Consider the following 23,293-nt stretch of genomic DNA (forward strand, 5'->3'; position numbering starts at 1 on the left):
GCGGCATGCACCTGCCTCCCGCATTTCGGCTGGACGATCCCGAGGCCATCGACGCGCTCGTCCGCGAGGTGGGCCTCGCGACGCTCGTGGGCGCGCGTGACGACGGAGCCCTCGAGGTGACCCACGTCCCGCTCGTGCTGCGTCGGGGACCGGGCGACGGGGCGACGCTCGTCGGGCACGTGGCGCGCGCGTCGGACACGTGGCGTGTGCTCGACGGTCGGCCCGTGACGGCCATTTTTCAGGGGCCGCACGCGTACGTCTCGGCCGCGACGTACACGAGCCCCGCCGACCAGGTGCCCACCTGGAACTACGTGGTCGTCCACGTCGAGGGCACGCTCCGAACGACGACGGGCCCCGAGCTCCGCGCCGACCTCGAGGCGCTCGCGTGTACGTTCGAAGGGCCAGAGCCGCGCTGGTCGCTCGGCACGCTCTCTCTCGAGCTGCTCACCGCGCTCGAAGCGGCCATCGTGGGCGTGCGCGTGGAGGTCACACGAATCACCGCGAAGGCTAAGGTGAGCCAGAACCGCAGCCCTGAAGATCGCGCCCGCGTCCGCGCCATGCTCGCCGCCCGGGGCGACACGGCGAGCCTCGCGCTCGTGGCTCACATGGACGCCGCCGAGGCCCGGAGAGCGTCTCGGTAGCGTGTCGGCTCGAGCCCGAGGACAACGAAGGCCCGGGTGCTTCCCCAAGGGAAAAACCCGGGCCCCGCGAGCGCGATGCGCCTTCTGGCTCAGTACTTGAAGGTGTCTTGGGCGATTGCCGGGGTGGCCGCCGGGATGGTGCGAGCGGGCTGGCCGGGGAACGTGCCCGGCTGCGTCTGCTCGCCGGGGCTCACACCCGCCGCACCGTGCGCAAGCTGGCACTGGACCTGAGTCGGAACGGTGGTGTCGTGGACGATGGCGATCGAAGGACCTCCGGCGCCGTGACCCGACGCCCCCGCTTGGACCCCCGGAGCCCCAGCGGCACCAGCGCCCGCACCGGCCTGACCGAGCGTTGGAGCCGACCCAAAGCTCCCCCGGCCGCCGTTGCCGCCGTTGCCCGCGCGCAATACCGTCTTTTCGAGGCGGAGCGGGCTGCGCGTGGTGAGCACGGCGATGCTGGCCCCTCCACCCCTTCCCGGCGTGCCGGCGCGGCCCGGGCACCCTCCAGCGCCTCCACCTCCTCCAGACGAAGCGAACGTCATGAAGGGCTCGGTTGGCACCGGTACGAGCGCGGCCGAACCGAATCCTCCCGCCCCTCCGGCGCTTGCCGTCGCCGCCTGCCCCCCTTGGGTCCCGTCGCCGACACGATATTCACCCTCGCCAAAGGTCCCGCCGAAGGAGGACGCCCCTCCCGCAGGCTGCGCCGGCGTGACATCCGGAACTCCAGGCTTGCCGGGGGTTGGAGCCGCATACGGGACGGCGCTACCTTGGCTGGCTCTGTAGAGCCGGCCCACGCCTCCTTCCCCTCCGGCTGCGGTGAGTGACGCTCCGGCTGCTTGGCACGTGACCTGGCCGCCTTGTGAGAGCCCAATCTCGGGCCGAGCGTTGACGAGCGCGCCCCCCTCGGAATACCGGCATGGACTACCCGCGCCGAGGCCAGCAATGCACGCTGAGTTGGCGCGCGGCGGTTCGGCTGTGCGCACGACATTGGCCAGGAAGCCTTCGGGGGCCTCTCCGTTCTTCCCATTCGCGCCGCTTTGGGCCTCGATCTTTCCCCCGACGAACGTGAGGCCCGTGGAGTTGACCGCGAGCAGCCCGATGCTCGACGGCTCGGTGTCGTTCCCGGCGGGGGCGATCACGTCGAGCCCGTCGATGCGCGTGGGCACGTTGATCTCACGGGCCGTGATCGCCGGAGACGTGGGCGAGGCCACGATCGTGTTGGCCTGGCTGATCGTCCACTTCGTCGGGTCGGTCGCGCAGTCCATGTTGCCGACGATCGAGACGCCCGGCAGAAGCTCGAGGGCCTCGGCGTACGTGCTCGCGCAGACGTAGACGCGCTTCTTCGCGGCCTTGGCGAGCGTGATGCCCTCGCTGATGGTCGAGACGGGCGCGGCGCGTGTGCCCGCAGCACCCGGCGCGCCGTTCGCCGACACGAAGATGCCGAACTGCTCGGTCACCTCGTCTTGCTTGGGAGGTGGTGGCGGAGGGAGCGGGGGAATCGCCGCGTCGGCCGCGTCGGCCGCTGCGTCGAGCTCGGGCAACGGCGGCGGCGGAGTGGTGGGCGTGGGCGTCGACCCGTCGGGGATCGGCGGCATCTCGGCGGTGTCCGAGACGCAAGCGCCGAGGCCGATGGCCCCGATGACAGTAAAGAGAAGACCCGAAGCGATGGCGGTGCGGTGGTGTGTCCCCATATGCGGGGGTTCTTTTGCGCCACTCCGTATCGAGCGCAAGCCAAAAGGGACGAGGCTGTCCAGAAAGGCGTGCAATTGTGCCACAGGACAGGACCTGACGGCCCTAAGCGGGCCTCGCGGGCGAGAGGACCTCGCGGGGCCTCACGAGGAGGCCCCATCGAGGCGTGTGGTGAGGTGGCGCCGTCACGTGGTCGCGCGGCGCCGCGGTTCGCTCCGTCGTCCTCTTTGCGGCTAGGGGTGGTCGCGCGGGAGCCGCTCGCGCTCAGCCCGCGCGTTGCACGCGGATGGGCACCTTGCCGCGCTCGAGCTCCTTGGCCTCGGCTTCGGTCAGGAAGATGTCTTGGCCGAGGCGGACCGAGCCGTCGGCGACCAGCTCGGCGAGGTCATCGACGGGGGCGCCGTCGCTTTGGCCAGACCTTGCGCCTTGCCCCGGGCGAAAGCACGCGGGGGGCCTCTTCGGCGTGGCGCTCTCCCGGAAGGAAGAGACGCGTGACGGTGGTGACGAAGGAGAGATCGAGGCCTTCGCCTTCGATCGCGGTGGTGAGGTGGTATCGCATGCCATCCCCTATTGCGATCTTCGGGCCAGCCGTATTCTCGGGGTTTTCTCGAGGTTTTCGCGTCGGCCAGGTGGCCTGGGCCACATTTCGGGTGGCCTGGGCCAGGCCGCGCGCCTCCCTCTTGCCGCGGTCGCTCGGGCGGGGCACGGTCGTCGGAATGGACCGAGGCCATGTCACGCGCGTCCCGACGTCTCCTGCGCTCGCGAGGGTCGTCGAGCTCGGGTGGGCCCAGGCGGCCTCGCCGTCGAGCGGTGCGCGGTGGGAGCGGGTGGTCCCCACGGGCAAGCTTCATCTCGTCGTGCGGGACGGCGCGCCCTTGCGGCTCGCGACGGGAGGTGCGTCGCTCGGGGCGGCGATCGTGGGAGGCCCTCGCCAGACCTCGTACGACAAAGACGTGAGCGCGCCGTCGTCGTCGGTCGGCGTGGTGCTGGGGCTCGGGGTGACAGGCGCGCTCTTCGGGGTGCCGGCGAGCGCCCTGGCCGAGCAGCACGTCTCGCTCGAGGATCTCGTTGGCGCCGCGGAGGTGTCGCGCCTTCGGGATCGTGTCCTCTCTCGGCACGAGCCCGCTGCGCGCCTCGCCGCGCTCGAGGCGTGGCTCGAAGCGCGTGTCGCGGCGTCCCGGGAGGCGCTCGTCGACGTGCGTGTCGCGCGTGGCCTCGCGAGGCTCGCGCTGTCCCCCACGGCCACGGTGTCCACCATGGCCGCCGCGAGCGGGCTCGGTGTGCGCGCGTTCGGGCGTCGTTTCATGGCGTCGGTCGGCCTGTCTCCTCGCGCGTTCGGTCGGGTCGTGCGACTTGGGCGGACCGTCGCGAGGCTCGCCGAGACGAGCTCGGGGAGCGACGCGGCCCTCGCGCTCGAAGCCGGATACGCCGACCAAGCGCACCTCTGCCGCGACCTCCGCGTGTTCCTCGGCATGACCCCCTCGGAGTACCGCGCGAGCCGCGCCCGACACCCGAACCACGTGCCCCTCCGCGACGTGCGACCGATTCGTTCAAGCCACGCGTCCACGCACGAGGCATGCTCGGCTTCCGCAGGGGCGGTCCGCGCCCACCCACGAGAACGAGAGAGGTGAGCCCGATGATCCACGAGGTGTTCGCGTACCTTCGCGTCGAGAGCTGCGCCGCGGCCATTCGTTTCTACGAAGAGGCGTTCGGCGCGAGAGAAAAGTTCAGGCTCGTCGAGCCGGGCGGGCGCATCGGTCACGCCGAGCTCCTCTTCGGAGACGCGACCGTCATGCTGTCCGAGGCGTTCCCGGAGCACGGCATCTTCGCTCCCGAGGGCGGGAAGACGTCGGTCGGCGTTCACCTCCACGTCGACGACGCGGACGCCGTGGTCGCGCGCGCGGTCGCGGCGGGGGCCGTGATCGTGCGCCCCATCGCCGACCACTTCTACGGAGAGCGCTCGGGCGCGGTGCGCGATCCGTTCGGCCACGAGTGGCTCATCGGGCACTCCATCGAGGACGTGTCGCCCGAGGAGATGCAGCGCCGCTACGACGCCCTCTTCGTGCCGAACGCTCCCTGAAGCGCACGCGTCGCGGGCATCGTCGGTCCATGCGCGCCCTCCGACGCCCGGCTCGAGAGGGGGTCACCCACGTGACCATGAGCGAACCCTTCGTAACTCCACATGTTCGTGCGGGCTCTGTTTTTTGCGATTTTCTTCGACAAAAACCCGTGGAAGGCGCTCAACGCGACATGGTACCGTAGGTCGTTGTTCGAGAGCTCGGCGGGCGGGGGCCGTGTCGTGACTCTCACGCGCTACGAGCGAGCCCCGGGCTCGAGGAGAACGTCGTGAGCCACAAAGGTGTCGTCGGGCGGGTGCTCGCCTCGATTCTGGGAGTCGACGTGTTTTTCGGCCTCCTCATTCCGATCGCCTTCGTCGGCAGCTTGGGGGGCCCCCTCGGGAAGGTGTTCGCCATCCACTTCGCCGTGCTGGTGGTGCACGTCGCGGTCAGCGTGCTCCACGTGTCGAGCCAACTCGCCCCGGTCGATCTGTGGCTGCGCACCGAGCCGGCCGATCGGACGGACGTGATGGTGCGGCGGGCCGCTGTCGCGCTCCAGGTCCTCCCGAAGCGTCAGACCCTCGTCGACACGAGCCTCTTCGCGCTGGCGGCGGTCGGGACCCCGGTCGTCCTCGTGACGATCCTTCACGACGAGGCGGTGAGCGCGCGCTACTACCTGCCATCCCTCGGGGCCGCGGCGTCGATCGTTTGTGGTGGCAGCGCGCTCCTGTTGCCGCTCGTCGAGGCGCTCACGTCCGACCTGCACGCGGAGATCATGGCGGAGTCCGCGGCGCGCAAGCTCGACGTGACCCCGGCGCCCGCGTCCATCCCGGGGCGCATCGCCGCGCTCGCGCTCGGCTTGGCGCTCGCCCCGCTACCGTGGATGGTGGGGATCGGGTACCGCACCGCCAACGACGACGCACGCGACGTCGCGCTCGAGGAGGCCCGCATGGCCGCCGCCGTGAGCGCGCTCGGCGGCGCCGTGGGGACCGTGGCGACCGAGTCGGCCGTGCGCGTGGTCGACGCGGCGGACACGAGCCGCTGTGTCTCCGCGGCGCGCGAGAGCTCGGGGGTCAGGCTCGCGGGGTACGTCGACGTGCCGAACGAGGCGGCGACGGCGTGCATCGAGCGTCGCGACGGCCGCTACGCGATCGCGGTCGTGCCCGTGTCGGGGAGCCGTACGACGGGCTTTTTGGTCTCGTCGTCGGCGTTCCTCGTCGTGGTCGGGTTCTGGGCGCCGCTCGTGGCGTTCTTCTTCGGGCGTTGGATCGGGCGGCCCGTCGGGCGCCTCGCCGAGGCCACGCGGCGGCTCTCGGAGGTCGGCGATATCGGCGCCATGGGTGCGTTGCCCATCCCGTACGACGACGAGCTCGGCGCGCTCACACGATCGTTCAACGCGTTCCTTGGGGACCTCAGGAACCTCAGCTGGGGGGCGACGTCGGTGGCTCAGGGCAACCTCAAGGTGACCATCTCCGGGCGCGGCGATCTGCCCGACGCGTTCCGCGGAATGCTCGAGCGCCTCCGGGACCTCGTGCGCCCGCTCCGCGAGACGTCCGTCCAGATCGCGAGCGCCGCGGCCGAGATCTACTCGGCCTCCCAGGAACAAGAGGCCGCCGCGACCCAGCAGTCGGCCGGGATGACCGAGGTGTCGCGCACCATGGAGTCGCTCTCCGGCTCGGCGGCGCACATCGCCGAATCGGTCCGCGGGGTCTTGGCGGACGCGGAGCGCACGCGCGAGAACACCGACCAGATGGCGAGCCGGATCGCCGAGCTGAACGCCCACGCCACGCGCATCGGCGAGCTGCTCGAGGTCATCCGCGACGTGGCCGACCGGAGCGATCTCCTCGCGCTGAACGGGTCGCTCGAGGCTACCCACGCGGGCGAGGCAGGCAAGGGTTTCTCCCTCATCGCGGGCGAGATGCGGCGGCTCGCCGAGCGCGTGACCGCCACGGTCGATGGCGTCCGCACGCTGCTCGCCGACATCCGCGCGTCGGGCTCCTCGGCGGTCATGGCGACCGAGCAGAGCCGCAAGGTGGCCGAGAGCACCACGGAGGCCGCGCGGCGCATCACGCTGGTCGTGCAGCAGCAGCGCTCCGCGACCGACGCCGTGAGCGCGAGCGTGCGCGACGTCACCACCGTGGTGGCGCAGGCCGCGGTCGCGACCACGCAGACGCGCGTCTCCGCGGAGGACTTGAAGACCCAGGCCGACAGGCTCGAGACGCTCCTTCGCCGCTTCGTGATCGAGGCGTCGGCGTGAGCGCGAGCTTCCTGCCCGTCCGCCTCGGCGGATCGTGGCTCGTCCTCGAGGCGCGGTACGTCCGCGAGGTGTCGAAGGCCATTCCGTGGCTCGCGATCGGCGGCGCCCCCCGCGGGTTTCCTGGCGTGCTCGCGTGGAACGGCCGCGCGGTCGCCGTGTGCGATCTCGCGAGCGTGCTCGAGGTGGACGCGCCCCCGCTCTCGCCGAGTGAGCTCCGCGCGCGCACCGTGCTCCTCGCGCTCGAGGACGACGTCGTGGCCCTCCCGGTCGACGGGGCCCGCGAGGCGTTCTCCGCGACCGACGAAGGGGGGCGCCGCACGCCGGTCGAGGGGCGCCCTCACGTGACCGAGCTCGTCGAGCACGAGGGGGTGCTGATGGGCAAGGTCGACGTCGAAGCCATCGTCCTCGATGCCCACAGAAGGGCGCGCGGCACGTGAGCGAGGCCTTCGCCCCCTCCGAGGTGGTGGTCCTTGCGCTCGCCGACGGGCTCGTCGCCGTCGACGCGCGGATCGTCTTGGCGGTCGTACGCGCCGAGGTCGACGAGGGCGCGGTGGTGGTCCCCCTGGCGGAGTCCCTCGGGCGCAGCGAGGCTCCCGGGCCGCCGTATGGCGTTCGTGTGCGGACGCCTCTCGGGCCGCGCACGCTCAAGCTCACCGGACGCGCCGAGATCGTCCCGGTGGCGGCGAAGGGGTACATGCCACTGCCGGACCGCTTCTCCGGCGTCTCGGGCGGCGTGTACACGGCCCTCGTTCGGCTCGATCGCCAGGACGACGCGCTCGCGCTCGCGCTCGACGCGTCTCGGCTCGGTGTCGGCCGTGAAGGCCCCGGAGCGCTGGTATGAACGAGCGCCGCGCCGCCCTCGTCGCGCGCTTCCGCGTCGGCTCGATCGAGCGTGCGCGCTCTGCGATCTCGGTGCTCTCGGCGAGCGAAGCGCCGGGGGCAGCGGCGATGCGCGTCTTGCTCGGAGATCTCCACACGCTCAAAGGCGAGGCCGGCATGCTCGGGTTCGCCTCGCTGAGCGAGCTCACCCACGTGATCGAGGGGCGCCTCTCGGTCGTGCGCAGCGCGTGGCCGCCTCCGGGGCACGAGGCCGTGCTCGCGGCGCTCGACGCCATCGTCCTCCACGTGCCGGGGGAGCTCGGCCCGGGCACCATCGCGGACGCCGCCTTCGTCGCCGCCCTCGCGGATCTCTCGAGCGCCCCGGAGCCAGAGCCCGCGCCGGAGCCGCAGGGCCCGTCGAGCGACGCGGCGCCCAGCGCTCGAGGGGGCCCCCCGTCCTCGGAGGAGCCGAGGTCGCGTCCCGAGGTCGCCCCGGCGTCGGGGGCTGCGGGCGTGCCGGCGCCGTCCGCTGTCGATCCTGGGTACGCGATCGTGCGCGCCGCGCCCATCGAGGCGTTGTGCGAGCGGATCGACATGCTGCGCGCGAGCTTCGGCCTGCTCGGCGCGGCGCTCGGCGCGGACGCCTCGGGGGCCGTGGTGGATGCGCTGGCGCGCGTGCGGCTCGACCTGGACGACGTGACCATGCGGGCGTGGAGCTTCCGCCTCGCGCCCGTCGAGCCGTTCCTGTCGCCGCTCGCAGATCACGCCCGCCGCCTCGCGCGGGGCATGGGCAAGCCGCTCCGCGTGGTCGTCGAGGCGGCGAGGACCGAGCTCGAGCGATCGGTGCTCGCGGCGCTCGAGGAGCCGCTGCTGCACATCGTCCAGAACGCGGTCGACCACGGCATCGAGCCGCCCGGCGAGCGCGGCGACAAGCCGAGAGAAGCCCAGGTGACCATTCGCGCCGCGGCCCTCCCCGGGTCGGTCGCGATCACGATCCAGGACGACGGCCGCGGCATCGACACGGAGGCCGTCGTGCGCGCCGCGGTGCGCTCGGGGCGCATCACGCCGGCCGCGGCCGCCGAGCTCGGGGAGCACGAGGCCCTGGACCTCGTGTTCGATCATGGGCTCTCGACGCGGGAGGCCGTGAGCGAGGTGTCGGGGCGAGGCGTAGGGCTCGACGTGGTCCGCGCGCGCGTCGAGGCGCTCGGGGGCACGGTCGAGCTCGCGTCGTCGCGCGGAAAGGGCTCGACGTTCACCGTGCGGCTCCCGACCAAGGTCTGGCGAGAGCGCGTGCTCGTGATCGAGTCCGGCGGGGTGCTGTTCGGCTTCCCGGCGCGCCTCGTGTTGCGCGTAGTCGACGCCGGCGACGTCGTCGACACGGCGGTCGGGCCGCGCCTCGTGTTCGAAGGCTCGCCGCTCCCCGTCGTGTCGTTCTCGACGCTCGTCGGCGCGCAGGTCGACGTGGAGCCCAAGGCGCTCGTGCTCGACGTCGGGGGGCGCCTCCAGGCGATCCGTGTCGAGCGTCATCACGGCGAGGTCGACCTCGTGCGCCGCCCGGCCGATCGCCTGCTCGGGCTCTTCCGGGTGCTCCAAGGCAGCGCCACCCTCGACGACGGTCGCCTCGTGCTCCTCGTCCAGGCGGCAGAGCTCGCCCGCGAGTCGGCCCGCGTCTCGGGCGCGCGCCCCGTGAGGCGAAAGGTCGAGGCCGCCCGGAAGCTCGCCCTCGTCGTCGACGACTCACTCGTGGTGCGGACGCTCGTGGCCGAGCTGCTCACGGGGCTCGGGCTCGAGGTCGAGACGGCCTCGAGCGGCGTCGAGGCCCTATCGCGCGTCGGGCGTCGTGTCCCCGACATCGTCCTCTCGGACGTCGAGATGCCCGAGATGGACGGCTTCGAGCTCCTCGGCAAGCTGAGGGAGACCCACGCGCACCTCCCCGTGATCATGGTGACGACGCGCGGGTCGCTCGCCGATCGGCAAAAAGCGGCTATGCTCGGGGCGGACGCGTATCTCGTGAAGACAGACTTCCACTCGCGCGAGCTCGCCGAGACCGTGCGCCGATTCGTAGGGCCCCCATGAAAGTTCGTGTGTACGTCGTGGACGACTCGGCCATCAGCCGAGAGTGCCTGCGCGACGTGCTCGAGGCCGGGGGAAACATCGAGGTGGTGGGCGAGGCGGGCGACGCGAACGTCGCCCTTCGGGAGATCCCCACCCTCGCGCCCGACGTGGTCACGATGGACCTCCACATGCCCGCGATGGGGGGGCTCGAGGCCATCGAGCGCATCATGGCGACTCGTCCCGTGCCCATCCTCGTCGTGACCGAGCGCCCCACGAGCGCGGGGACCGACGTCGTGTTCGAGGCCACGAGGCGCGGCGCGCTCGATCTCGCCGCGAAGACGGGAGATCCGCGGTCCGCCGCGGGCGAGCACCTGCGGACGCTCGTCGCGCGGCTCGCCAAGGTCCCGGTCGTGCACCATGTGGCGGCGCCGAAGCTGCGTGGGATCGACGGCGGCGTGCGGCGTGGCGCGCCGGGCGGGCGCCCGGAGGTCGTGGGTGTCGGGGCGTCGGCGGGCGGGCCGAGCGCGCTCGTCGAGCTCCTCGCGCCGCTCGCGGGCGTCGGGGCGTGCTTCGCCGTCGTGCAGCATTTGCCCGAGGGGTTCACCGAGGGGTTCGCGCGCTACCTCGGCCAGGCCACGGGGCTCCGCGTGGTCGTGGCCAACGTGCCAGTGCAGCTCGCGCCCGACGTGGTGGTGGTCGCCCCGGACGGCGCGCATCTCGTCGCGTCGGGGAGCAGGCTCGCGCCCGAGGTCGGTCCTCCCGTCGCCGGGCACCGCGCCTCGGTCGACGTGCTCTTCCACTCCCTGTCTCGGGTCTTCGCCGCGCGCGCCGCGGGTGTGCTCCTCAGCGGGATCGGCCGGGACGGCGCCCAGGGGCTCTTGGCGATGCGGCGCGCCGGCGCTCGCACGTTCGCGCAGGACGAGGCCTCGTCGGCCGTGTACGGGATGCCGCTCGCGGCGTTCGAGGCCGGGGCTGCCGAGGAGGTCCTCGCCCCGCGCGCGATCGCCGCCCGCCTCGCCTCGTTCATGGGCAAGGCCATCGCGTGACCGGCATCGCGGGGGTGCTCGCCTGGATCGAGGAGCACCTCGGCATCGACGCCGCAAAAGGGGGCCTCGCCGACGCGGTGCTTCGCCACGTCAAGGAGCGCTGCGCCGAGCTCCGTGTGTCGCCCCAGTCCTTCCTCGCCCTCGTCGAGCGCGACACGACCGAGCAGGAGGGGCTCGTCCGCGTCGTGAGCGTCGGGCACACCTGGTTCATGCGGGACCGCGAGCAGCTCGAGCTCGTCGTGGGGCGCTTCGCGGGCCGCGGCCCGGGGGCACCCGTGCGGATCTGGGTGGCGGGCTGCGCGACGGGGGAAGAGGCGTACTCGATCGTCTTGCTCGCGGACGCGCGCGGGATCCCCGTGCGGGTGCTCGCGACCGACCTCAACGAACGCTCGCTCTCCTTCGGGGCGCGTGCGCGCTACGGCGCGTGGACCGTGCGTGGTCTCACCGCGCCCGAGCGCGAGAAGCTCGCGACGCCCTCGGGCCTCTTCGAGATCCCCGAACGCCTCAAGTCCCTCGTGACCTTCCAGCGCCACAACCTCGTCGACCCGCCACCGAGAGGGGCCACGGGGTTCGACGCGATCGTGTGCAGGAACGTGCTCCTCTACTTCACGAAGCCTCGCGCGCTCGATGCCCTCCGGCGCATGCGTTCGGTGCTCGCGCCCGGGGGGGCGATCGTGACGGCCGCGAGCGACGTGCTCGCCGACGGGACCCCGTCCTCCGACTCGGAGCTGCCGAGAGCCCTGGCGAAGTCGCCCACGGCGCCGCCGACGCCGGTGGTCGCCGACCTCACCCCGCCGGCACCATGGGGCGCCGAGCCCGCGCCGCCGACGAAGGCCGCGGACGCCGCGCCCGTCTCGGACGCCGCGCCCCGCGAAGCGCCCGCAGAAGATGGGCACGGGGCCGTCGAACGCGCGCGTTCCGCGCTCGACCGAGGGGACGTCGACGAAGCGCGAGACCTCCTGAAGGCAGCGCTCGAGCGAGACCCCCTGTCGATCGAGGGCTACGTGCTCCACGGGATCGCGTGCGACGCGTCAGGGAACACGTACGCCGCGATGGCCTCTTTCCGGAGCGCGCTCGTGCTCGATCCGAGCCTCTGGATCGCGGAGCTCTATCTCGGCCTCGGCCACGACCGCCTGGGCGCGAAGGGCGATGCTCGTCGATGCCTCGCGCGAGGGCTCGAGCTCCACGCGAAGGCCCCTGGCCTCGCGTCCCTATCCTCTGCGACGCAGGCGATGCTCGCCGAGGGACGCGCGCACCTCGTCGAGGCCGCCGCGGCGAAGCTCGCCTCCCTCTAGACTTCGACCCCGTAGGCGCTCATCGAGGTCTCGACCTCGTCCCAGCCGCGCTCGCTGGCGATCTCGAACGATGCCATGGCGCGCGCGATCCGCTCCTCCTTGTCGGAGAAGTCGCGAAAAAAGAAGGTGTCGGTGAGCCCGAAGTACGCAAATCGCACGACGGGCCGCATGCATAGGCCGCGGAGGATCGGGCAGTCGAACCTGGCGAGCTCTCGCGCCACACCGGGGGCCACCGTGACCTCTTGCTCGCAGAGCAGCGAGGTCTCGAAGACGTGGCGTTTGCGCTCGAGGGAGAGCTCGGTCCCGCGTGTGCTCGCGTGGTGCACCTCGGCCAAGGCCTCGAGGAGCCGAGGTGAGAGAATGGCGTCGGCGCCCGGGGTCTCGCCGTGGCGCGCCGTGAAGTGGAAGCTCGTGAAGGTGTCGACGAAGACCTCGCGGTTCACCGCCCGAAAGCCCTCGGCGAACGAAGCGACCATCGCGAGCCTGCGCGCGCGTTCGTCGTCGTCGAACGCGTACCGGTACGAGACGATCTCTCCGAGCGTGCCCGTGACCTCGAAGAAGCGGTAGGCCCACAAAGCGCCGTGGAGCGCGAGCAGGGGAAAGACGTGGTTTCGGGCAGAGGCCACGTAGACCCCGTGGTGTGCACGTACGCGGGCGAGGATGTCGGCTGGAGAGCCCGCGAGGGCACGCGCCCGTGCGCGGATCGTCTCGTACTCCGCGCGGAGGTCCATGGTGCGATCGTACGTCGAAAGCGCGTCAGCCCGCGCGCCGGATCGCCTCGGCGCTCCGCGGCACGACCCGGCACGCCCCGCGGCCGGGGTAAAACCGCTTGTTCGCGCCGGGCGCGGCGTACCCGTTGATGAGCACACGCCGGGGCTTGGTCGACACGTTCGGCAGGCTCCCGTGGATGGCGTACGGCCCGAAGACGAGCACGTCGCCCGCGCGCCCCGTGACGGGCACGGCCTTGGAGGCGTCGACGCGGAGGCCGCTCCCGTCGTGCACGATGCGGCCGCGCGCATCGAGCACCGCCGCGCTCTTCGGCACGAACTCGAGCGGCCCGTTCTCCTCGGTCATGTCGTCGACGAGCAGGATCGTCTGCACGTACGATCCGCGGCCGGTCACGTCGCGCCAGGTGTCTCCGCCCTTGTCGCGGTGTTGGATGTCTTGGTGCCAGTCGAACGCGACGCCGTCGTTCGGCATCTTGAAATGGGCCTGGCAGATGAGCTGCTCGGAGCTCTCGGTGCCGAGGAGCTCGAGCGCGGGCTCGACGAGCCGCGGGCTCTCTCCGATGTCGAGGAGGTCGGGCTCGGCGCCGCCGGCCCACACGACCCGCTGTACGACCACGTCGCCCGCTTCGGGGGCCGAGAGCACGAAGAACGCGCCGTCGTGGTCGCCCGTCGCGCGGAGGGTCTGCGCCTTCGCGTAGAGGCGCTCGAACGCGAGCCGCGCCCGCGTGATCTCGTCGTCGCGGAAGAGCCCGCGGAAGACGAGGTATCCGCCCTCGTCGAAGGTGCGCTTCTGGTCGTCTGTGAGGGGCATCGTGGACCTCGCGATCGAACGATACCGAGCCGCCTCGGAGGACGGAAACTTTCGGCGGTCGCCGCTGCCCCTCGGGTGTCAGTTGTTCGGAGCTCCGTTGCAGATCCAGGTCGAGATCGTGGCGATGTCGGCCGCCGGGAGCAACCCTCCGGCCTTCGGCATCGGCGTTCCCGAGCAGAGCCGCTGGTTCTCGATTTTGTTCATCAGGTAGCTCCCCGCCGGGTTCGACGGCGCGACCCGGAGGCGCCCGTCCGCGCATTGGCTCGCGGGCACGCCGACGAGGCCGCCGTAGGCGTTGCCTGGGGTGAGGCGGAGGCCCTCCTTCGGCGCGGTGTTCCCGTGGCAGCCCGCCGACGTGCACTCGCGCGTGAGGATCGGCTGCACGGCTGCCGCGAACGACACGCTCGCGCCGCACGAGCACACGCCGCCGCTGCAGGTCTGTCCAGCCTGGCACGGGCGGTCGCAGTCGCCGCAGTGCTGGGCGCTCGTCTTCGTGTCGACGCAGCTCCCTCCGCACACCTTGCCTCCCCCGGGGCAGGAGCACGTGCCGCCCGCGCAGACCGAGCCGCCCTCGCACTTCTTCCCGCACGCGCCGCAGTTGTTCGGATCCGTGTCGGTGGGGAGGCACGCGGTCGGCGCCCCGTCCGGGCATGCGCGCGTCCCCGAGGGGCAGGTGCAGGTCCCGCCTTGGCAGGTGGCGCCGGCCGGGCACTCCTTCCCGCAAGCCCCGCAGTGAGCGAACGACGTCTGCGTGTCGACGCACGACGACCCGCACTGGGTGAGCGCCCCGCAGCTCGCGGCGCATCCTTTTCCGATGCAGACGGGCGTCGCTCCCGTGCACGTGGTGCCGCAGGTGCCGCAGTTCGCGCCGTCACTCGTGAGATCCGAGCATTTCCCGGGAGGCGCCCCGCACGCGGCCATCGGCGCGCCGTCGGAGCCATCGGGGCAGACGCACGCCCCCGCGACGCAGCGCGCGCCCTTCGCGCAGGCCTTGCCGCACGCGCCGCAGCTCTCCGCGTTGCTGGTCGTGTCGACGCAGAGCGCGCCGCACGCGGTGAGCCCATCGGGGCACGCGCACTTCCCGCTCGAGCAGGTCGCTCCGGGCGGGCACACGTTCCCGCAGGTCCCGCAGTTCGCCGTGCTCGACGTGGTGTCGCCGCAGTCGACGTCCGCGGCGGCGTCTTTCCCCGCGTCGGGGGCGGGCGGGAGCGCGCGGATCCACTCGGTGATGCACGCCTTCTCGGCAGGCGAGAGCTCCGCGAGGCCGAGGGGCATGCGCGCTCCGCACGCGCCGTCCGAGAGCTTGCGTACGAGCACGGAGGTGTCCGGGCTCCCGGGGCTCACGCGGACGCCGTCGCAGGTCCCCGCGGCGCGCCCGACGAGCTCCGCCTCCGAGCGCCCTTCGGTGAGCACCAGGGTCGCCGCGCGGGCCGACTCGTCGTGGCACCCGCCGGTCGCGCACTTCGGTCCGAGGATTCGGGCCTGGATCGACGGGAGATCGTTCGTGCATGGCGCGGGCGCGGCCTCGTCTTTCGTCGAGGCGCAGGCGGCGGCGAGGGCGATGATCACAGCGAAGGTCGACCACGAGGCGGCGCGGGAGATCGAGCTCATCCTACCGATCGTCCCACCGACGGATCCCGCGCGCAATGAACCGCCGACTGACCGCCGGGCCGTCCTCGGTGGTCGCGGTCTCACGCGGGCGAGGTCGACGTGGTCACCCGAGCGGCCACGTCGACTGGCCCCCCGCGTTGCCGGCTCGCGAGCCCCCGAACATGTCGCGCGCGGTCGGAGCGCGTGCGCACCGGGATCGAACCGACGGACGCGGACCCCCGCGCCGTCACGGGCCGTCTTGCTCCACGATCGAGAAGAACCGGAGGGCGCGGTAGCGGTCGCGCACGAGGTTCGCGTAGGCCTCGGAGTAGTAGCGCCCGGCGAGGGCCGCGACGCCGCCGCGGAAGGGCGTGAGGGGGACGTCGGGCAGGAGCGAGCGGATCGCGATCGTCTGCGGCTCGCCCTGGGGGACGACGTGGACGCGAAACGTGGGGGATGCGCCGCTCTCGTCGAGGAACGCGTCGAGCGTGGCCGTGACCTCGCGGATGGCGAGCCCCTCGCGCGTCGAGACCGTCCGATCGGCCTCGGCGAGGCGGGCCACGATCTCGCGGAGGCGCGCGACCTGATCCCGCGGCGGGCGCAGGCCCACGTAGCGCAGCGTCGCTCTCTGGAGCTTCACGGGGTCGGGTCTTCGCCCCGCCGCGGGCTCGACGAAGGGCACGCCCCACGCGGCGGCGAAGGTCGACACGAAGGCCCGTTCGCGCTCGTCGAAGGCGCCGTCGACGAGGGCGATCTCTTGCAGGATGTCGACGAGCAGCGCGCGCCCCTTGGGGCGAAACAGCGAGGCGACGAGCTCGCCGGCCTCGGCCCCCTCGGAGCGGAGGGCGCGCGCGATCCTCGTCCGGAGGGGCTCGCGGCGCGAGGACGGCACCCACACGCCGAGCGCGATCATCGTGAAGAACACCGTGAGCGCGAGCCATACGAGGCCCACGGCGGCGTTCTTCGGCTCGCCGTCCCTCACGTACTTCACGATCCACGGGACACTCGTCGCGAGGCCGAGCGCGTTCGAGGCGAGCGACTGCGCCTCGCACACGGCCACCTCGTGCTTCCTGCGCCACACCTTGTTGACCACGAGGTACGCCTGCACGATGGCGAGCCCGAGGGACGCGGAGGTCAGGAGCTCGAGGGCGCGCGCGAAGCTCATGGATTCGCCTCGTCGCCCTCGTCCGCGGGCGGAGGGGCGACGGTCGCTGCCTCCTCCTCGGAGACCACCACCGTGAGGAGGCCGCTCGTGCGGTAGGCCTCGGAGATCTTCTCGGCGTATGCGCGGGAGCAGAACGTGCCGAGGGCGTACGCGACGCCGCCGGCGCGGTGCCCACGCTTGGCCTCGGGGACGAGCGCGACGATCGCGTCCTCTTGCTCGTCGCTCTGGGGCACCACGAGCACCCGGAAGGAGGGGGAGGGGCTCCCCGTGAGGTAGCGGTCGAGCAGCCCGAAGATCTCCCCGAGCACGACGCGCTCTTCGCCGTGCTCGACGCCGTCGATCCGCACGAGGTGATCGAGCACCCGGCGGAGCGCACGCGCCTCGTCGGCGGGCGGCGCGAGCGAGACGTACCGCTCGACGTCCCGGCGGAGCGCAACGGGGTCGGCCGTCGCCTCGCGGCCTCGGCCGGGCTCGTAGGGGACGCCCCACGCGCGCGCGAACCGCGAGATCTCCTCGCGCTCCCTCGGGTCGAGGACGTGGTCGGAGGCCGCCACCCCGTGCATGATCGCCACGAGCAGGTCCTTGCCTCGCGGGAGGGCGAGGCTCTTCAGGAGGTCCGTGACCTCGACCCTCTCGAGCTTCAGGGCGTTCACGAGCCTCGCGAGCATCGTGGGCCGAAGCGGGTCGGGCACGAAGAGCCCGATGCCGACGACGAGCATGGCGACGTTCGACAGGAGGAACACGAGCTCGTTCAACGAGCCCTTCATGTCGTGACGGAGAACGTTCTTCGCGAGGAACGGGAGGCTCGTGGCGAGCGAGAGGAGGAGCGCCACGACGGAGATGCTCTCGGCCACGCTCCGCTCGTGCTTGCGCAGCCAGAGCCGGTTCAGCATGAGGTAGCGCCGCACGACGCCCGTCCCGAGGGACGCGAACACGAGGAGTGAGAGGACCCGATCGAGCATCGCCTAGCCGCTCAGGGGAAGGCTTGCCCCTCGGTGCAGCCCTCGATCGACGATGCAGGATCGGGGACGAACATCTGCACCGTCGCCGCGGCGGGGTACACCGTCCCGTCGGCGCATTTCGCGCTCTGACCCGTGCCGAGCACGACCTCGGCGCCGGCCTTGACCTTGCATGTGACGCTGCGGTTGGCGGCGCTCCACTCGGGGCAGATCGCGTACGCCTTCCGGTAGTCGGAGGTGGTGCCCTTCGGGGCCTCGAGGGCCCACCAGCGCCCGACGCGAGACTCGGGCTTCGCGCCGTCCCACACGCGGTGGACGGTCAGCGCCGTCCTCACGCGGAACGCCTTGGCCTCGCAGAGGCGCCCGTCGCCCGCCTTGCCGATGGCCTTCTCGGGGATCGTGGCCTTCGGGGAGGACTCGAGCTCGGCGATCGTGGGCACACCGCCGACACACGCGGTCGGTGCGTCGGGCGAGGGCATAGCTCCCGAGGACGAAGGGAGCGCGGCTCTTGGCGCCGTGGGGGGCGCGACCGTCGTGGGGGGCGCGGCGCACGCGATGACCGTGGCGCCGACGAACAGAGCCGAGGCAAAAAAGGAGGATCGCATGATCCCTTCAGCGTCGCATGCCGCGGCCTTCGGGTGCCGGAAAAGGTTCGGGAGGTGGGCGTGCGTGCGTCTCCCACCTGGGCGGTACGTCGATGCGGGGCGCGGGCGCGGAGGCTCGTCGAGTGGTGGGCCCCCGCGCGCGCTCCGACGTCCGTCAGGGGAAGTGGACCTCGAATGGCATGAACGAATACCCCTTCAGGTACCGGAAGCCTCCGGCGCGGAAGTGGTGGAGCTTCTCTCCGTCGTTCTTGAAGACGTGGCACTCCCGCCAACGCCGGAACCACTGGTAGTAGGAGTCGTACTCGACGACGTCCCCCGCGTTGCCGATCACCGAGTAGGGCGTGTACCAGCCCTTCTTCGTCTTGTATTTGTAGTGAAACGAGAGCGGGCCCTCGACGGGATCGACCCGGCACGCCATCGCGTCGACCTTCATCTTGAGCTCGGTCGTGCCGTGCTGGTTCGGCCAGCACCGGATGAACGGCTCTTTGCCGTAGATCGACTCGGGCACGATATCGCAGAAGTTCGAGGGGACCGGCACGTCCGCGGCGGCGGCCGTGACGTTCGGGGCCGCGATCTCCTCCTCGCCCTCGTCCGACGCGTCCGCCTCTCCTGGCGCGGGTGCGCTCGCGAGCTTCACGGCCTCGAGCAGCGCGGGCGGGGCGGGCTGCCCGGTCAACGCTTCGTAGAAGGCGAGGGGGCCCCCCGTGGCGCGCGCGCGCTTCGCCGCGTCGAGCACCGTGTCGACCACGCCGCTCGGGCGCAGAATGGCCATGCCGAGCTCGTGGCTCTCCCCCGCGACGAACCGTACGACGCTGCCCGCGCGGGTCGTGACGCTCGCGACGATCCGGCCATCGCCCCCTTCGACCCACCTCGACCCGGTCGCCGTCGCGTGAGACGTCTCGCCGACGGCGGGGCTCGCGCCCTCCTCCCCCGCGCAGCCGAGCGCGCCGAGCGCTACGACCCCCACCATTCCCACGACGGACGGCACGAACGACACGTTGCCAAGCTTCTTCATCATCGAGGCTCCTTCTGCGGCGCGCTCGGCGCCGCGCGAGACCTCGTTTGCAAGGGGGTGGCCAACGCCCTCCCGGCGAGAAATCCCCTGAAAATCCAGGTGCCGGCGCGCTCCTCGGGCCGTCCCTAGGCAACGCCTTGCTCGAAGGAGCAAAGCGCCGTCAGGGACACCCTTCTGCCCCTGGGCTCAGCCGAAGGTCTTCTTGATCCCGAGCTCGCGGATCTTGTGCGTGAGCGTCCTCAGCGGGAGGTTCAGGGCCCGCGCGGCGACGGTCTGGTTGCCTTGGGCCCTCGCGAGCGCGTCCGTGATCATCTTCGTCTCGATGCGCTGGAGCTCGGCGCGCACCCGATCGCGGTAGTCGCCCGGAGCGCCGTCCGGCACGTCCGATTCGGCGGCCGAGGGGCGGGCCGCGGTCGACGACCTCCGCATCTTCTCGGGGAGATCGCGCGGTTCGATGGTCGGCCCCTCGGCGACGACGGCGGCGCGCATCATGGCGTTCTTGAGCTCCCGCACGTTCCCGGGGAACGGGTAGGCGAGCAGCACCCCGATCGTGTCGAGCGCGAGCGCCTTCTCGGGGAGGCCGTCCGAGACGCACGCCTCGGCGACGAACCGTGTCGCGAGGGCCTCGACGTCCTCGGGTCGCTCGCGGAGCGGAGGGACGGCGAGGGTCGCGCCGTCGAGCCGGTACAGGAGGTCCTCGCGGAAGGTCCCGTCCCGGGCCATGAGCTCGAGGTCTCTGTGGGTCGCCGTGACCACGCGCACGTCGACAGCGATCTCTTCGTCGCCGCCGACGCGGACGAGCCGCTTCGTCTCGAGCACGCGAAGGAGCGCGGCCTGGGCCTCGGGCGAGAGCTCCCCGACCTCGTCCAGGAACAGCGTGCCACCGTCCGCGAGCTCGAACGCTCCCTTGGCGGTCTTGTTCGCGCCCGTGAACGCGCCGCGCTCGTGGCCGAAGAGCTGCGCCTCGAGCAGGGACTTCGTGAACGCGCCGCAGTTGAGCGCCAAGAAGCGCGCTTCGCGACGGGGGCTCGCGTCGTGGATGGCCCTCGCCACCACCTCCTTCCCGGCCCCGGTCTCGCCGCGCACGAGCACCGGGAGTCGGGACGCGGCGACGCGGCGCGCCTCGGACATGAGGGCGAGCATCGCCGGGGAGCGCGACGCGGTGAGTGGCGCCCCGGCGCTCTCCTCACCGAGCGCCTTCGCCACGAGCGCGTCGGCCGTCGTCACGTCCCCAGGGAACGTGGCGGAGCCGGCGAGGCCGTCGCGCCCGAGCTTCGTGACGAGACGCGCGGTGTCTCTCTCGGAGGCCTGGGCGAGGCCGAGGAGCACGAGCCCCTTGTGGTGCTCGGCCGCGCGGACGAGGGGCCCGAGGACGGTCCGCGCTGCACGTGCCACGTCGTTCTCTCGGCCCTTCTCGGCTCGCCACGCCATGAGGCTGACGCGTCCCCCTCCTGCGCGGGCTCGGGCGATCTCCGCCTCGAGCCATCGAACGAGGTCGTCGTAGCTCGCGAGCAGAGGTGAACGCGACGCCCGCTGGACGAGGACGGACGTCCCGTGGCCGAGCCGGGCGGCCGCTCCGAGAGGGAGCTCGGCGCGTACGACCTTCTTGCCATCGACGAACGTCCCGTTCTTCGAGCCGAGATCCTCGAGGGTCAGGGTCCCGTCCTCGGAGACGACGAGAGATACGTGGCGCCGTGAGAGGCTCGTGTCGCTCGGGACCACCACGTCCGCCGGGTGCGAGCGCCCGACGACGACGCGCGCTCCTTTTGCGATCGGCATGGTCTTCGTCGTCTCTCCGTGAACGAGGACGAGGCGTAGGGCCGCGGCCTCGAACGGATCCTCTGGGGTCACGGTGGTGGTGTCGCCGTCCCTCCGGGGCTCGTTCATCGCGCCGATATTCCGATCGTCGGCGTCCGGCGGCAAGGCTTCGCCTTGACAGGCTACGCCGCCGTCCCGAAAGTGCCGGAATGCCGGGCCTCGTCCGCCGTGGAACCGTACGCGCCGGAGAGCCGAGGTGACCTCGGTCGAGGCTCCGCCGAAGCTCGAGCGCTACGAGCTCTTCGAGCCGCTCTCACGGGGAGGCTTCGGCGCCGTCTACCGCGGGTGCCATCGTGTGACGAAGCGCCCGGTCGCCATCAAGGTGCTTCGCGAGCACGCGCTCGCGCTCGGGCAAGGCGAGGACGATCTCGTGCGCGAGGCCCGCGCGCTGGCGGCCGTGGATCATCCGAACGTGGTCGGTGTGCTCGACTGCGGTGTCGAAGATGGCCGCGCCTTCGTCGTGATGGAGCTCCTGACGGGGGAGACGCTCGCCGCGCGCATCGAAGAGCGAGGGACGCTCCGCTTGGGCGAGGTGCTGCCCACGGTCCTCCAAGTCCTCGAGGGGCTGCGGGCGGTCCACGAGGTGGGCATCGTGCACCGCGACGTGAAGCCGAGCAACGTCATGATCGACCGGCGCGGTGTCGCGAAGCTCGTCGATTTCGGCCTCTCGTCGTCCACCTCGGGGATCGCCTCGTGGGAGGCCGGGCGACCGAGCGCTCCGGGCGCAGGCACTCCGGGGTACATGGCGCCCGAGCAGTACGACGCGGACGTGGTGCTCGACGCTCGTGCCGATCTCTACGCTGTCGGAGCCACGCTCTTCCGCGCCCTCACGGGGCGGGCGCCGTTCGTCGGGACGATGGACGAGGTTCGGGCCCGGGTGACGACCGTCGCGGCGCCCCCGGTCGCGACACTCTCGCCGGGGCTCCCGCCGCACGTGGCATCGGCGATCGATCGTGCGCTCGCGCGAGACCGAGACGCTCGCCCCACGACGGCGACCGAGCTCGCCGCGGAGCTTCGCGGGGCGGGCGCCAAAGAAGAGGGCTCCACGCTGCCGGCCCTCAGTGCTCCCACGGGGGAGGCCCCGCCGGAGCCCGGGGGCCGGCGCACCCCGGAGACTTCGAGAGGGCCGTCTCGGGCGCTCGTCGGGATCTTGGTGCTGTTCGCTGCGGGAGGGCTCGCGGCGCTCGTGGCGAGCTCTGCGGCTCGCACGCCAGCGCCCGGGCAGGCCGATTCCAGCGCCCCATCGGCGGCCGCGGTCTCCGCGTCGGGCCCTCTCGACGCCGCCGCTCGAAGCGCGGTCTCCGACGAGGCCGACGCGGAGCCACGCGTCGAGGCCGCGCTCGAGGGAGGCGCGAAGACCGCGCCGAAGTCGTCGCCTCCTGCGCCGTCGAGCTCCGCAGCCTCTCCGTCGCGCGTGCTCACGCTCACCGGGCAAACCCTCGAGCCGTTCGGCCTCGCTCACGCCCCCGCGAGGGCCGCATTCGTCGCGGCGATGCCCAAGCTCCGAGGGTGCGCGAGGCTCGCGTGCCTCGCGGTCGACAAGGTCGTGCGCCCGGATCCCTTCGCGAGCCTCGAGGTGGCGTACACGGCCGACGCCGAGGGGCACGTCACGTTCGCGGGCGTGCGCGGAGCCCTCCCGCGAGGAAATCCTTGCCCCGCGTTCGAGGCATGCGTCTCCGCGGCCGCGCGTGACGTCGCCCTGCCCAAGGCGGAGCGGCAGGGCACGTGCGCGTTCCACCTCCGGGTCACCGAGGCCCACCCTTAGCAGCCCGTTGATTTTCTCCCATCAGCCGCTCGCCGCCGCATCCCGACCGCCTTCGTTGCGATCCTGCGGTGCGTCCTCACCTACAATAGTAGGCTCCGGGCGCTCCTCGGATCGCGCCTCGGCGGGTCGGGCGCGGACGTCGAACGGCCTCGGTCCGAAAATCAACAGGCTGCTAGCAGCCCGTCGGTTCTCTCCCGTCCCCTCGGGGACTTCCAAAGGTCGTCGGCTGCTTCCCCGTCGGGGACTTCCAAGGGTCGTCGCCGCTGCGTCCTTCACCTTCGGACGGACGGCGCCCGCCGCACGATCATCTCTCGTGGAAGCCCCTCCCCGCGAGGATCTCGGGGACACAAGCTTCGGCGCGTCGAGCGCGGGTCGCGGTCTGTTTCGCACCGCCGACGTGGATGGCGTGGCTCCGTCGTCGGCCCGGCGTGAGCGCCTCGAACGCCGCGGCGAGCTTCGGGTCTTTCGCGAGGAGCGCTGCGAGCTCTTCGGGGAGCTCCTTCGTAGGGGTAGGGGTGGTCTTCCCTCCGGCGCGGGAGAACACGATCGCCTCCGTGAGGAGCGAGCGCAGCGCTGCGGAGTGGCGCGTGACGTCGGCGGCCTTCGTGACACGGAAGAGCCGCGCGTGCTGCGAGTGGGGGCCGGCGCTCTCGAGGATTCCGTCGGGATCCGGGAGCGCGGCCCCTTGCAGGAACGAGAGCGCGCAGCTCTCGCGAAACGACTGGATCATCACGACGTTCTTGCCGGCGAGCGTGTACGTCGGTGAGCCCCACTTCAGGGTCTCGACGAGCTCGGTCTCGCGCACGAGGGCACGCAGCAGCGCGAGCGGCTTCGTCCAGAGGTGCACCTTGCACTCCGGTGTTCGATAGTGCGCGCAGCGCCCGCAGCCGTCACGAAGGTAGCTGTCCACCGAGTCGCGGTTCATGCGAGGGAGGGTACGACAGCGAATCTCCCGGGCCCAAAGGTTCTCTTCCCCAC

21 protein-coding genes are annotated in these 23,293 nt (G+C 72.0%); 10 read left to right on the plus strand and 11 right to left on the minus strand.

Annotated features, from left to right (window positions below):
• Nucleotides 1-5: 5 nt before the first annotated feature.
• Nucleotides 6-641, plus strand: coding sequence for an FMN-binding negative transcriptional regulator (locus IPK71_16345; protein ID MBK8215311.1), 636 nt, complete (start codon nucleotides 6-8; stop codon nucleotides 639-641).
• Nucleotides 642-730: 89 nt separating this feature from the next.
• Here the strand turns inward: IPK71_16345 and IPK71_16350 are convergent, their stop codons facing one another.
• On the minus strand, nucleotides 731-2,332 hold the full coding sequence (locus IPK71_16350; GenBank protein MBK8215312.1) for a hypothetical protein: 1,602 nt from the start codon (nucleotides 2,330-2,332) through the stop codon (nucleotides 731-733).
• Between the two features lie 262 nt (nucleotides 2,333-2,594).
• Nucleotides 2,595-2,894, minus strand: a complete 300-nt coding sequence (locus tag IPK71_16355; GenBank protein ID MBK8215313.1) for a hypothetical protein — start codon at nucleotides 2,892-2,894, stop codon at nucleotides 2,595-2,597.
• Between the two features lie 152 nt (nucleotides 2,895-3,046).
• On the opposite strand from IPK71_16355, the gene IPK71_16360 reads away from it, so the two are divergent.
• The 8 genes from IPK71_16360 to IPK71_16395 all read left to right on the plus strand — a co-directional run bounded on the left by IPK71_16360 (nucleotide 3,047) and on the right by IPK71_16395 (nucleotide 11,859).
• Entirely contained in the window at nucleotides 3,047-3,961 is a 915-nt protein-coding gene (locus tag IPK71_16360) for an AraC family transcriptional regulator (GenBank protein ID MBK8215314.1), read from the plus strand.
• 5 nt (nucleotides 3,962-3,966) lie between these two features.
• The gene (locus tag IPK71_16365; GenBank protein ID MBK8215315.1) at nucleotides 3,967-4,410 is read left to right on the plus strand and encodes a VOC family protein; all 444 of its coding nucleotides are present in this window, start codon (nucleotides 3,967-3,969) and stop codon (nucleotides 4,408-4,410) included.
• 266 nt (nucleotides 4,411-4,676) lie between these two features.
• Nucleotides 4,677-6,644 carry a HAMP domain-containing protein gene (locus tag IPK71_16370; GenBank protein MBK8215316.1) on the plus strand — a complete coding sequence of 656 codons (1,968 nt, stop codon included), beginning with the start codon at nucleotides 4,677-4,679 and terminating at the stop codon, nucleotides 6,642-6,644.
• Nucleotides 6,641-7,081 (plus strand): chemotaxis protein CheW, encoded by a 441-nt coding sequence (locus IPK71_16375; protein ID MBK8215317.1) that lies wholly within the window; start codon nucleotides 6,641-6,643, stop codon nucleotides 7,079-7,081. Before IPK71_16370 ends, IPK71_16375 begins: the two co-directional genes overlap by 4 nt.
• Nucleotides 7,078-7,485, plus strand: coding sequence for a hypothetical protein (locus tag IPK71_16380; protein ID MBK8215318.1), 408 nt, complete (start codon nucleotides 7,078-7,080; stop codon nucleotides 7,483-7,485). The genes IPK71_16375 and IPK71_16380 overlap by 4 nt, the downstream gene beginning before the upstream one ends.
• Complete coding sequence (locus IPK71_16385; GenBank protein ID MBK8215319.1) at nucleotides 7,482-9,539, plus strand: response regulator; 2,058 nt, start codon at nucleotides 7,482-7,484, stop codon at nucleotides 9,537-9,539. Before IPK71_16380 ends, IPK71_16385 begins: the two co-directional genes overlap by 4 nt.
• Entirely contained in the window at nucleotides 9,536-10,564 is a 1,029-nt protein-coding gene (locus IPK71_16390) for a response regulator (GenBank protein ID MBK8215320.1), read from the plus strand. Before IPK71_16385 ends, IPK71_16390 begins: the two co-directional genes overlap by 4 nt.
• Nucleotides 10,561-11,859, plus strand: coding sequence for a hypothetical protein (locus tag IPK71_16395; GenBank protein ID MBK8215321.1), 1,299 nt, complete (start codon nucleotides 10,561-10,563; stop codon nucleotides 11,857-11,859). Before IPK71_16390 ends, IPK71_16395 begins: the two co-directional genes overlap by 4 nt.
• On the opposite strand, the gene IPK71_16400 is transcribed toward IPK71_16395, so the two are convergent.
• The 8 genes from IPK71_16400 to IPK71_16435 all read right to left on the minus strand — a co-directional run bounded on the left by IPK71_16400 (nucleotide 11,856) and on the right by IPK71_16435 (nucleotide 20,619).
• Nucleotides 11,856-12,590 (minus strand): hypothetical protein, encoded by a 735-nt coding sequence (locus IPK71_16400; GenBank protein ID MBK8215322.1) that lies wholly within the window; start codon nucleotides 12,588-12,590, stop codon nucleotides 11,856-11,858. The two genes, IPK71_16395 and IPK71_16400, sit on opposite strands and share 4 nt — an antisense overlap.
• Nucleotides 12,591-12,615: 25 nt before the next feature.
• Nucleotides 12,616-13,398, minus strand: coding sequence for a phytanoyl-CoA dioxygenase family protein (locus IPK71_16405; protein MBK8215323.1), 783 nt, complete (start codon nucleotides 13,396-13,398; stop codon nucleotides 12,616-12,618).
• Nucleotides 13,399-13,476: 78 nt separating this feature from the next.
• The gene (locus IPK71_16410) at nucleotides 13,477-15,009 is read right to left on the minus strand and encodes a hypothetical protein (GenBank protein ID MBK8215324.1); all 1,533 of its coding nucleotides are present in this window, start codon (nucleotides 15,007-15,009) and stop codon (nucleotides 13,477-13,479) included.
• Between the two features lie 226 nt (nucleotides 15,010-15,235).
• The gene (locus IPK71_16415; protein ID MBK8215325.1) at nucleotides 15,236-16,153 is read right to left on the minus strand and encodes a hypothetical protein; all 918 of its coding nucleotides are present in this window, start codon (nucleotides 16,151-16,153) and stop codon (nucleotides 15,236-15,238) included.
• Entirely contained in the window at nucleotides 16,150-17,115 is a 966-nt protein-coding gene (locus tag IPK71_16420; protein ID MBK8215326.1) for a TerB family tellurite resistance protein, read from the minus strand. The genes IPK71_16415 and IPK71_16420 overlap by 4 nt, the downstream gene beginning before the upstream one ends.
• A gap of 11 nt (nucleotides 17,116-17,126) precedes the next feature.
• Nucleotides 17,127-17,717, minus strand: coding sequence for a hypothetical protein (locus tag IPK71_16425; GenBank protein MBK8215327.1), 591 nt, complete (start codon nucleotides 17,715-17,717; stop codon nucleotides 17,127-17,129).
• Between the two features lie 154 nt (nucleotides 17,718-17,871).
• Nucleotides 17,872-18,735 (minus strand): hypothetical protein, encoded by an 864-nt coding sequence (locus tag IPK71_16430; GenBank protein ID MBK8215328.1) that lies wholly within the window; start codon nucleotides 18,733-18,735, stop codon nucleotides 17,872-17,874.
• A 183-nt stretch (nucleotides 18,736-18,918) separates the two neighbouring features.
• Nucleotides 18,919-20,619, minus strand: coding sequence for a sigma 54-interacting transcriptional regulator (locus IPK71_16435; GenBank protein MBK8215329.1), 1,701 nt, complete (start codon nucleotides 20,617-20,619; stop codon nucleotides 18,919-18,921).
• A gap of 127 nt (nucleotides 20,620-20,746) precedes the next feature.
• On the opposite strand from IPK71_16435, the gene IPK71_16440 reads away from it, so the two are divergent.
• A complete protein-coding gene (locus IPK71_16440; GenBank protein ID MBK8215330.1) occupies nucleotides 20,747-22,315 on the plus strand; it encodes a serine/threonine protein kinase in 1,569 nt (522 codons plus the stop codon).
• 304 nt (nucleotides 22,316-22,619) lie between these two features.
• On the opposite strand, the gene IPK71_16445 is transcribed toward IPK71_16440, so the two are convergent.
• Complete coding sequence (locus IPK71_16445) at nucleotides 22,620-23,240, minus strand: YdeI/OmpD-associated family protein (protein ID MBK8215331.1); 621 nt, start codon at nucleotides 23,238-23,240, stop codon at nucleotides 22,620-22,622.
• Nucleotides 23,241-23,293 lie beyond the last annotated feature (53 nt).

The organism is Myxococcales bacterium (assembly GCA_016712525.1).
GTDB lineage: Bacteria > Myxococcota_A > Polyangia > Polyangiales > Polyangiaceae > JAAFHV01.